Annotated in this window: 10 protein-coding genes; 7 read left to right on the top strand and 3 right to left on the bottom strand. The window is 71.4% G+C overall.

Translation table 11 applies throughout. The features are described 5' to 3' along the window. Nucleotides 1-18 precede the first annotated feature (18 nt). Both ACWCXC_RS15960 and ACWCXC_RS15955 read right to left on the bottom strand, forming a co-directional pair. Nucleotides 19-270 (bottom strand): DUF5988 family protein, encoded by a 252-nt coding sequence (locus ACWCXC_RS15960; protein ID WP_450685161.1) that lies wholly within the window; start codon nt 268-270, stop codon nt 19-21. Between the two features lie 58 nt (nt 271-328). Beyond that, nucleotides 329-1,708 (bottom strand): NDP-hexose 2,3-dehydratase family protein, encoded by a 1,380-nt coding sequence (locus ACWCXC_RS15955; RefSeq protein ID WP_450889247.1) that lies wholly within the window; start codon nt 1,706-1,708, stop codon nt 329-331. Nucleotides 1,709-1,974: 266 nt separating this feature from the next. On the opposite strand from ACWCXC_RS15955, the gene ACWCXC_RS15950 reads away from it, so the two are divergent. From ACWCXC_RS15950 to ACWCXC_RS15920, 7 genes are all read left to right on the top strand, one after another. Further along, nucleotides 1,975-2,724 (top strand): thioesterase II family protein, encoded by a 750-nt coding sequence (locus ACWCXC_RS15950; protein WP_450685159.1) that lies wholly within the window; start codon nt 1,975-1,977, stop codon nt 2,722-2,724. Between the two features lie 32 nt (nt 2,725-2,756). Beyond that, nucleotides 2,757-4,022, top strand: a complete 1,266-nt coding sequence (locus ACWCXC_RS15945) for a macrolide family glycosyltransferase (protein ID WP_450685158.1) — start codon at nt 2,757-2,759, stop codon at nt 4,020-4,022. Beyond that, a complete protein-coding gene (locus ACWCXC_RS15940; protein ID WP_450889244.1) occupies nt 4,019-5,026 on the top strand; it encodes an ATP-binding cassette domain-containing protein in 1,008 nt (335 codons plus the stop codon). Before ACWCXC_RS15945 ends, ACWCXC_RS15940 begins: the two co-directional genes overlap by 4 nt. 100 nt (nt 5,027-5,126) lie before the next feature. Then, nucleotides 5,127-5,930, top strand: a complete 804-nt coding sequence (locus ACWCXC_RS15935; protein WP_383641555.1) for an ABC transporter permease — start codon at nt 5,127-5,129, stop codon at nt 5,928-5,930. Between the two features lie 37 nt (nt 5,931-5,967). Continuing rightward, nucleotides 5,968-7,191 carry an aminotransferase class I/II-fold pyridoxal phosphate-dependent enzyme gene (locus ACWCXC_RS15930; protein ID WP_450685156.1) on the top strand — a complete coding sequence of 408 codons (1,224 nt, stop codon included), beginning with the start codon at nt 5,968-5,970 and terminating at the stop codon, nt 7,189-7,191. Between the two features lie 59 nt (nt 7,192-7,250). Continuing rightward, nucleotides 7,251-7,694 (top strand): sugar 3,4-ketoisomerase, encoded by a 444-nt coding sequence (locus tag ACWCXC_RS15925; protein ID WP_450889241.1) that lies wholly within the window; start codon nt 7,251-7,253, stop codon nt 7,692-7,694. Beyond that, entirely contained in the window at nt 7,691-8,809 is a 1,119-nt protein-coding gene (locus ACWCXC_RS15920; protein ID WP_450889239.1) for a DegT/DnrJ/EryC1/StrS family aminotransferase, read from the top strand. Before ACWCXC_RS15925 ends, ACWCXC_RS15920 begins: the two co-directional genes overlap by 4 nt. On the opposite strand, the gene ACWCXC_RS15915 is transcribed toward ACWCXC_RS15920, so the two are convergent. Beyond that, a complete protein-coding gene (locus ACWCXC_RS15915; protein ID WP_450889237.1) occupies nt 8,806-9,150 on the bottom strand; it encodes a hypothetical protein in 345 nt (114 codons plus the stop codon). The two genes, ACWCXC_RS15920 and ACWCXC_RS15915, sit on opposite strands and share 4 nt — an antisense overlap. Nucleotides 9,151-9,217 lie beyond the last annotated feature (67 nt).

Raw genomic sequence — 9,217 nt, 5'->3', positions numbered from 1 at the left:
AGGGCGCGCTGCTCCCGCCTATTCCGCGATCTTGGTGAAACCGGTCCAGCGGAAGATCCGCGACGCCGGGCCCCTGGAGCCGCCCAGCTCGTCGGAGGGCTCGAAGTGCTGGTAGCCGCCGTAGTACTTGATCTTGATCTTCTGCTGCGCCTCGGCCTCGCTGACGTGGATCGTCCGGTCGGCCTGGGGGAAGTCGGCCGGGCCGCCGACCAGCGTCACGCGGACGGTGCGGACGTCGACGGCCTCGCTCTGCTCGGTTTTTCCGCTCATGGGATAACCCCTTCTGTCTGCCGGGATCGTGACGGTGCGGTGTCGGACGACGGACGGGTCAGTCCGTGCAGGCGTGCAGGCAGGCGATGAGGGTGCGGGCCTGCACATTGAGGTAGTGGCGGTGCTGGAGCAGCCAGGTGATCTGGGGCAGGGCCGTCCAGAGGAATCCGGGCGGCTCCTCGTCCGGGTGGTCGTCGCCGACCTCGATGATCATGTAGCGGCTGCGGGAGTGGTGGAAACGGCCGCCCTCCTCGGACATCTCGGCGTCGAACAGCACCCGGTCGGTGCGCATCCGGCGCTCGGCGTCGATCAGCTGCTCGTGGACGAGGCCGCCCAGGTAGGCGTGGTTCTCCGGAGTGCCCTGCACGGTCGGGGCGAGTTCGATGGCGTCGATGTAGCCGGGCTCGATCCGGGCGCGCAGCAGGACGTGCAGCACCCCGTCGAACCGCTTGACGAGCAGGGCGGCGACGCCGACGCCGTGGGGTTCGATGAGTGGCTGCGTCCAGCCGCCGACCTCCCGGCTGTTGGCGACGACGTCCACGCCGATGACGCTGAAGAAGAGGCCGCGCTCGTGGGAGATCGACAGGTCGGTCACCTTCCAGCCGGGCAGGTCCCGCAGGCCGACGACGGTGGTCTGCACGTCGTGGACGGCCTGGTTCGAGGTGATCCAGCTGAGGATTTCGGTGTCGGTGTGCAGGCTGCCCTCGTCGGCGGCGCTGCCGGGGAGGCAGGACAGGACGGTGCGCGCGTCCATGTTGACCCGGTGGTCGATGCGCATCTGCTCGCGGACCTGGCCCAGCGTCAGCCAGCAGAAGTCCTCGCCGGCCTCGACGTCCGGGCCGACCTCGATGACCATGTTGCGGTTGCGCTTGCGGTAGAACCAGGCGCCGTGCTCGGACTGGAGGACGTCGGCGACGACGGTGCGCGGGTCGGCCTTCGCGAAGTGCTCCACGTACGGGACGAGCCGGCCTCGGTGGACTCCGGTGTAGTTGCTCTTGGTGGCCTGCACGGTGGGCGAGAGCTGGACGCCGTTGGGGTTGCCGGGCTCGGCCTTGGCCTGCATGAGCAGGTGCAGGACGCCGTCGATCTCGCGTACGGCGATGCCGAGCAGGCCGATCTCCGGCTGGAGGATGATGGGCTGCGCCCATTCGCGCACCGGGTCCTCGTCGACCTCGACGCGCAGGCCGGCCACGGAGAAGAACCGGCCGCTGTCGTGCACGAGATGGCCGCTGTCCTCGGCGAAGGACCAGTTGCGCAACTGGTCGAACGGGACCCGGGTGACCTCCTGGACCTGGGCCGCGCAGCGCTCGGCGAACCACTTCTCGAACTGTTCGGGACTGGTGGCCACGCCCGCCGTGGCGCGGGCCGACTCCGCGAGGCGGGTCTGGAGGGTCGTGTCGGCATGACGCAGCACGCCCGGCCCGGTGGTCAGCGGCATGGTGTCTCCCCCGGTTCGTGTGTCGGTGGGGCGGCGCTCCTGTTCCGGTCGGTTGACCGGGTCCGGCCCATGGCGTCGCGTACCAGGTGAACACGGCCCCGGGAGCTGACCCAGCGCGTCCGGGCCGGTCTAGGTGTTCACTCAGATCCCCGCCGAGGCACTGCCGCGAGGCCGGTCGGCCACTTTCCCTAGACAGCAGCGGCCGACGGGACATGCGCTCCCGCCCTCCCCGGACTCCGGCCGTGCTCGCGACGAGAGAGGCCGACATGAGCGACACCGATGTGTGGATCCGGCGCTACTTTCCGAGTTCCGAGGCGGCGGTCCAGCTGGTGTGCCTGCCGCACGCGGGAGGTTCGGCCTCCTTCTACCGTTCGGTGGCGCAGGCGCTGAGCCCCCGGGTGGAGGCGCTGGCCGTGCAGTACCCGGGCCGTCAGGACCGGCGCAACGAGCCGATGATCGACGACCTGGGGGTGCTGGCCGACCGGGTGTCCGAGGCGGTCGCGGACTCCGTGGACCGGCCGTTCGCGCTGTTCGGGCACAGCATGGGCGCGACCCTGGCGTTCGAGGTGGGGATCCGGCTGGAGCGCCGGGGGCTGTTCCCGCTGCGGGTGTTCGCCTCCGGCCGGCGCGCCCCGTCGCGGGTCCGCGACGAGCGGGTGCACCAGCGCGACGACGACGGCATGATCCGCGAACTGCGCGGGCTGAGCGGCACCGACCAGCGGGTCTTCGGCGACGAGGAGCTGCTGCGGATGGTGCTGCCGGCGATCCGCAACGACTACCGGGCGGCCGAGACGTACCGCTACGCGCCGGGCCCCGCGCTGCGCTGCCCGGTCACCGCCCTGGCGGGCGACAGCGATCCGAAGGCGAGCCACGAGGAGGTGGCGGCCTGGAGCACGCACACGGCCGGCGGGTTCGAGCTGCGCACGTACGCCGGGGGCCACTTCTACCTGATCGACCACGCCGCCGACGTCATCAAGGTCATCGACGCGCGGCTGCACGAACCGGCCCTGCGATGAGCGGCCGGGCGAGGAGTCGGGAGCAGTCATCCATGAGCGCGAAGCACGTGGCGATCCTGGTCTTTCCGGGGCACGGGCACGTCAATCCGACGCTGGAGTTCAGCCGTCTGCTGATGGGGCTCGGCCACCGGGTCAGCTATGTGCTGGACGAGCGTCTGGCGGGGCCGGTGAAGGCGGCCGGGGCCGGTTTCGTCGGCTATCCCTCGCGGCGCGGCCGGCTCGGCACGGGCTATGTGACCGGTGAGGACATCGGCGCGCTGGGGCTGGGGTTCCTGCGGGAGTCGATGGACGTGATCCTGCCGCGCACGCTGGAGGCGTTCGCGGACGACGTACCGGATCTGATCCTGTACGACCTGGAGAGCTTCTTCACCGCGCGGACCGCGGCCCGGCGCTGGGGCAGGCCGACGGCGCAGCTGTTCCCGTACGTCGCCTCGAACGAGCACTACTCGCTGGCCATGGAGGTGTTCTCCGGGGCCGACGAGAACCTCGGCCGGTGCATCGAGCTGGTGGCGGACTTCCTGGCCGGGGAGGGCGAGGAGCGGGACGCGGTGTGGCCGTTCATGGCCAACTTCGACGAGCGCAATCTGGTGCTGCTGCCCAGGGAGTTCCAGCCGTTCGGCGAGACCTTCGACGAGCGGTACACGTTCACCGGGCACAGCGTTCCGGCCGGCCGGACCGGGACGGGTTCGTGGTCGCGGCCGTCCGGGAGCGGGGACGGGCCGGTGGCGCTGATCACGCTCGGCACCGAGGTCAACGACCGCCCGGACTTCTTCACGACCTGCGGAGCGGCCTTCGCGGAGACGGACTGGCATCTGGTGGTGGCGGTCGGCCCCGGCAATCTGCCCGCCGAGCCGCCGGCGTCCGGCCGGGTGGAGCTGCACGAGTGGCTGGACTTCGGCACCGTCCTGCCGCACGCGTCGGCCGTGGTCTGCCACTCCGGGATGAGCACCATCCTGGAGTCGCTGTCCTTCGGCACCCCGCTGGTGATCGTCACGTACACCCCGGAGGACCGCGTCAACGCCGCCCGCGTCACCGAACTGGGGCTGGGCGTGGAGTTGCCGGGCGAGGACGTCACGGCCGAGCGGGTGCGGGCGGCGGTCGAGCACGTGGCGACCGATCCCGTCATCCGGCGCGGCGTGGCCCGGATGCGCATGGACCTGCTGGCCGCGGGCGGACCGGGCCGGGCCGCGCAGGTGATCGACGGCTGGCTCAACGATTCCGACGCGACACCAGGAGACTCCATCATGAAGGACACGGCAGCTCTGCCCGGCGCCCCGGTGAACGCGGGTGTCCGATGACGTACGCCATCGAGACCGAGGGCCTCGTCAAACGGTTCGGCGAGGTCACCGCGCTCAGCGGGCTCGACCTGGAGGCGCGGGAGGGCACCGTCCTCGGGGTCCTCGGCCCGAACGGGGCGGGGAAGACGACGGCGGTGCGGATCCTCGCCTCGCTGATGTCGCCCGACGGCGGGGTCGCCCGGGTCGCCGGGTACGACGTGGCGCGCGAACCGCACGAGGTGCGCCGGGTCATCGGCCTCACCGGCCAGTACGCGGCCATCGACGAACAGCTCACCGGCGCCCAGAACATCGCCCTGGTGGCCCGGCTGCTGGGCCTGAAGCGGGCGGGCGCCCGGAAGCGGGCGGCGGAGCTGCTGGAGCGGTTCGGGCTCAGCCACGCCGGGGACCGCAAGGCGACGACGTACTCGGGCGGGATGCGCCGCCGGCTCGACCTGGCGGTCAGCCTGGTGGGCGAGCCGTCCGTGCTGTTCCTGGACGAGCCGACGACCGGTCTCGACCCGGAGAGCCGCAACGAGCTGTGGGACATCGTGCGCAGGCTCGTCACCAACGGCTCGACGGTCCTGCTGACGACCCAGTACATGGACGAGGCCGACCAGCTGGCCGACGACATCGTGGTCATCGACGGCGGCACGGCCATCGCCAAGGGCACCCCCGAGGAGCTCAAGGCCAAGACCGACCGGCAGACGCTGGAGATCCAGCCCGCCGACGCCGTCCATCTGGAGGCCACCCGGCGGATCGTCGAGGAGATCAGCGGCATCCGCCCGGCCGGCGAGGGCGGCACGCTCCGCATCCAGATCAATGACACGGCCCTGCCGAGCGCGGTGCTGCGGCGACTGGACGAGGCGGGCATCGAGGTCACCGAACTGGCCCTGCGCCGGCCCAGCCTGGACGAGGTGTTCCTGTCGCTGACCGGCAGCAAGGGCCGCAAGGAACGCGACCGGGTGGCCGAGCTGGCCACCGCGGGAACCGCGCCGGCCGCACCGGCGGAAGGAAGCATCCGATGACCGCGCCGTCCGCTCCGCCCGCCCCCGTGATGACCGCGCCATCCGCTGCGTCCGCACCCCTGCTGACCGCGCCGTCCGCTCCGTCCGAAGGAAACCTGTGATGACCGCGCTCACCGCGCCCGCGCCCAAGCACCGGCTGAGCCTGCTGACGGTGACCCGGCACTGCCTGACCCTGGGCGGCCGCAACCTGATGCACCTCAAGGCCAACCCGGGCGAGATCATCGGCTTCGCCGTCGTCCAGCCGCTGATCGTGATCGCGCTGCTGGTGTACGTCTTCGGCGGGGCCATCGCCGGGGACACCGATGCCTACCTCCAGTTCGCGCTGCCCGGCCTGATCGTCCAGTCGTCGGTCACCGCCGTCCTCACCACCGGCACCGGGCTGCACCAGGACATCGCCAACGGGCTCTTCGACCGGCTGCGCAGCCTGCCGATCGCCCGGATCGCCCCGCTGATCGGCCATCTGATCGGGACCCTGGTCCGGGTCGGGGTCGGGCTGCTGATGCTGCTGGCGGTGGGCGCGCTCCAGGGCTTCGAGGTCCGCACCAGCGTCTGGAAGCTGCTGGCCGGGCTGGTGCTGGCCATGGTGTTCGCGGCGGGCCTCGCCTGGCTGTCCATGCTGGTCGGCCTCGCCGCCAAGTCAGCCACCACGGTTCACATGTTCAGCGGGGTCCTGGCGATCCCGCTGACGTTCTGCAGCAACGTGTTCGTCAAGACCGACACCATGCCGGGCTGGTTGCAGACCTGGGCCGACATCAACCCGATCTCGCAGGAGGCGACCGCGCTGCGCGCGCTGGTCACGGGTGGTCCGGTCGGAAGCTCTGTGTGGTGGACGGCCGGCTGGGCCGTGGCGATGACCGCGGTCTTCGCCCCGCTGGCCATACAAGCGTATCGGCGACGGGTCTGAGGAGACCCGGTCCGCTTTCAGAGGGGGGAACGTTCGGATGAAGCACGGCACACAGGATCTGGCACTGTTCGGCGGCACACCGGCATTTGTCGAGGACCGCCGGGTCGGCCGGCCGAACCAGGGCGACCGCCAGCGATTCCTCGACCGCCTGAACCAGGTGCTCGACAACGAGTGGCTGTCCAACATGGGCCCCCTCATGCACGAGTTCGAGGCGCGGGTGGCGGAACTCGCCGGGGTGCGGCACTGCGTCTCCCTCTGCAACGCCACCGTGGCGCTGCAGATGCTCGTGGGGGACGAGGCGACGGGCGGCGCGATCGGTGACGAGGTGATCGTCCCGGCCCTGACGTTCCCCGCCACGGCCCACGCCGTGCGCTGGCGCGGACTGCGGCACGTGGTCTGCGACGTGGATCCGGTGACCGGGCTCATCGACTGCGACCGGGTGGAGGCGCTGATCACCCCCCGGACCCGGGCGATCATCGGCGTACACCTGTGGGGGCAGCCCTGTGACGTGCCGAGGCTGGAGAAGATCGCCGAGAAGTACGGGCTGCGGCTCTACTTCGACGCGGCCCCCGCCCTGGGGTGCAGCTACGGCGACACCCCCGTCGGCGGCTTCGGTGACGCGGAGGTCTTCAGCTTCCACGCAACGAAGATCGTCAACTCCTTCGAGGGCGGCGCCATCGTCACCGACGACGACGCGCTGGCCGACCGGATGCGGGCCGTGCGGAACTTCGGCTTCAGCCCGGACGGCCGGGTGGGGCACGTCGGGACGAACGGCAAGCTGAACGAGGCCGCCGCCGCCATGGGCCTGACCTCCCTCGACGCGCTCCCGGAGACCGTCGCGCACAACCGCGCCAACTACGAGCGCTACCGGACCGCGCTGGCCGGCATCCCCGGGGTGCGGATCCTGGAGTACGACGAGCGGCACCGCAACACCCACCACTACCTGATGGTCACCGTGGACCAGGAGGCCGCCGGACTCCACCGGGACCTGCTCCTCCACGTCCTGCGCGCCGAACACATCCTGGCCCAGCCGTACTTCGCCCAGGCCATGCACCAGCTCCAGCCGTACGCCGAGGACCGGCAGGTCACGGCACCGCACGCGGAGGCGCTGTGCGGACAGTTGCTCGCCCTGCCCACCGGCCCCTCGGTCGGCGCCGACGACATCGAGACCATCAGCGACGCCATCCGCGTCGCCGTCGCCCACGGACCGGAGGTGACCGCTCTGGGGCAGGCCCGTACGGCAGGCACCACGGACCGATAGCGACCCGACCGGCACAGCCATCCCCCGCGCGCGCCGGACACGATCGAGGAGTGGCTGCGATGGCAGCGAGTATCACCGAGACACCCGTCGGCAGGGTCAAGCCCAGCCGGATCGTCGAACTCGGACAGCACAGGGACGAACGCGGCTGCGTCTCGGTCGCCGAGTCGGAGTGGACCGCCGGCTTCGAGATCCGCAGGGTCTACTTCCTGCACGATCTGACGGCCGGTACGTCCCGCGGCGGGCACGCCCACCGCGAGCTGGAGCAGCTCTTCGTCGCCGCGCACGGCGGCTTCACCCTGCGGCTCGACGACGGCCACCAGCAGGCCGAGTACCGCCTGGACACCCCCGGGACGGCGTTGTACGTCGGCCCGATGGTCTGGCGGGACCTCAGCGACTTCACCCCGGACGGGGTCTGCCTCGTCCTGGCGTCGCACCACTACGACGAAGCGGACTACTACCGCGAGTACCAGGAATTCCTGCGGGACAGCCGGAGGCAGACGTGACCAAGGTTCCCTTCTTCGACCTGCGCGAGATGCACGCGGCGACCGGCGTGCAGGAGGAGATCGACGCCGCCGTCCTCCGGGTCTCGCGCTCCGGCCGCTACATCCTGGGCCAGGAGCTGGCGGCCTTCGAGGAGGCGTACGCCGCCTACTGCGGCAACGCGTACTGCGTCGCGACGGCCAGCGGTCTCGCCGCCCTGGAGCTGACCCTCCGGGCGCTCGGCGTGGGGCCGGGCGACGAGGTGATCGTCCCCGCCCACACGTTCGTCGGCAGCTGGCTCCCCGTCTCCGCGACCGGCGCGCGCCCCGTCCCCGTGGAGCCTGCCGAGGGCTCCTTCCTCATCGACACCGAACAGCTCGACGCCGCGATCACCCCGCGCACCCGGGCCGTCATGCCGGTCCACCTGTACGGCCACCCGGTCGACCCGGACGCCATCCGCCGCTTCGCCGACCGCCACCACCTCGCCGTCCTCGAAGACGCCGCCCAGGCCCACGGCGCCCGCGCCCGCGGCCGGCGCGTCGGCAGCGGCCATGCCGTCGCCTTCAGCTTCTACCCCGGCAAGAACCTGGGCGCCCTGGGCGACGCCGGCGCCGTCGTCACCGACGACCCCGCTCTCGCGGACCGCCTGCGCCTCCTCCGTAACTACGGCTCCCGCGAGAAGTACGTCCACGAGATCAAGGGCGCCAACTCCCGCCTGGACGAGATCCAGGCCGCCGTCCTCGCCGCCAAACTCCCCCACCTCGACGCCTGGAACGACCGCCGCCGCGTCATCGCCCACCGCTACACCGAGGCCTTCACCGGCCTCCCCGGCCTCCTCACCCCCCGCACCGAACCCTGGGCCGAACACGTCTGGCACCAGTACGTCCTGCGCACCCCCCACCGCGCCCTCCTCCAGCAACGCCTGGACGAAGCGGGCATCGGCACCCTCATCCACTATCCCGTCCCCGTCCACCGCACCCCCGCCTATGCCGGCCACACCCCCTCCCCCACCCTCCCGAGAACGGAACGCCTCGCCGCCGAGGTCCTGAGCCTGCCCATCGGCCCCCACCTGTCCGACGTCGCGGTGGAGCTGGTGGTCGACGCGGTGCGGGGGGCGGCGCTGGAGCTGGGGGCCTAACGCCCATCGCCCAGCTCACCGCCGGGGTCGACATCGGGATGCGTGAACCGCACGGGCCGCCCCAGCGACCGGGCGTACGCGATCTCCGCCCGCGTACTGTCCCCGATGTAGTCACCGACCACCAGCACCTCGTCGGCAAGCCGGATCTTCGCCCGATGAAGCCCGTCGAGCCGCGCTTTCCGCTCAGGGTCCTCGCAGGGCCACGGGACCGGCGAGCCGTCCTTCACTCCGGCGATCTGGGTGCCGTAGATCTGCTTCCGCCCCTCGTTCACAAGGGTGCGATCCCGGAGAAAGGCCAGGTCCCGGGGGCTGGCAGCGCCATCGGACACCGCTTCCTCCATCTGGTCACTTTCGCCAGGAAGAACGGCTGACGAGCCAGCATCGAGCACGCGCGACCCGGGCCCCGCC

The sequence above is a fragment of the Streptomyces sp. NPDC001515 genome, from assembly GCF_053597115.1.
Note: the sequence above shows the minus strand (reverse complement) of the source record. Positions and strands in the feature narration are given on the sequence as shown.

Bases quoted from the DNA above. Each gene is read 5' to 3' on its own strand.
- ACWCXC_RS15960 (WP_450685161.1), bottom strand. From the start codon at position 270: ATGAGCGGAAAAACCGAGCAGAGCGAGGCCGTCGACGTCCGCACCGTC.
- ACWCXC_RS15955 (WP_450889247.1), bottom strand. From the start codon at position 1,708: ATGCCGCTGACCACCGGGCCGGGCGTGCTGCGTCATGCCGACACGACC.
- ACWCXC_RS15950 (WP_450685159.1), top strand. From the start codon at position 1,975: ATGAGCGACACCGATGTGTGGATCCGGCGCTACTTTCCGAGTTCCGAG.
- ACWCXC_RS15945 (WP_450685158.1), top strand. From the start codon at position 2,757: ATGAGCGCGAAGCACGTGGCGATCCTGGTCTTTCCGGGGCACGGGCAC.
- ACWCXC_RS15940 (WP_450889244.1), top strand. From the start codon at position 4,019: ATGACGTACGCCATCGAGACCGAGGGCCTCGTCAAACGGTTCGGCGAG.
- ACWCXC_RS15935 (WP_383641555.1), top strand. From the start codon at position 5,127: ATGACCGCGCTCACCGCGCCCGCGCCCAAGCACCGGCTGAGCCTGCTG.
- ACWCXC_RS15930 (WP_450685156.1), top strand. From the start codon at position 5,968: ATGAAGCACGGCACACAGGATCTGGCACTGTTCGGCGGCACACCGGCA.
- ACWCXC_RS15925 (WP_450889241.1), top strand. From the start codon at position 7,251: ATGGCAGCGAGTATCACCGAGACACCCGTCGGCAGGGTCAAGCCCAGC.
- ACWCXC_RS15915 (WP_450889237.1), bottom strand. From the start codon at position 9,150: ATGGAGGAAGCGGTGTCCGATGGCGCTGCCAGCCCCCGGGACCTGGCC.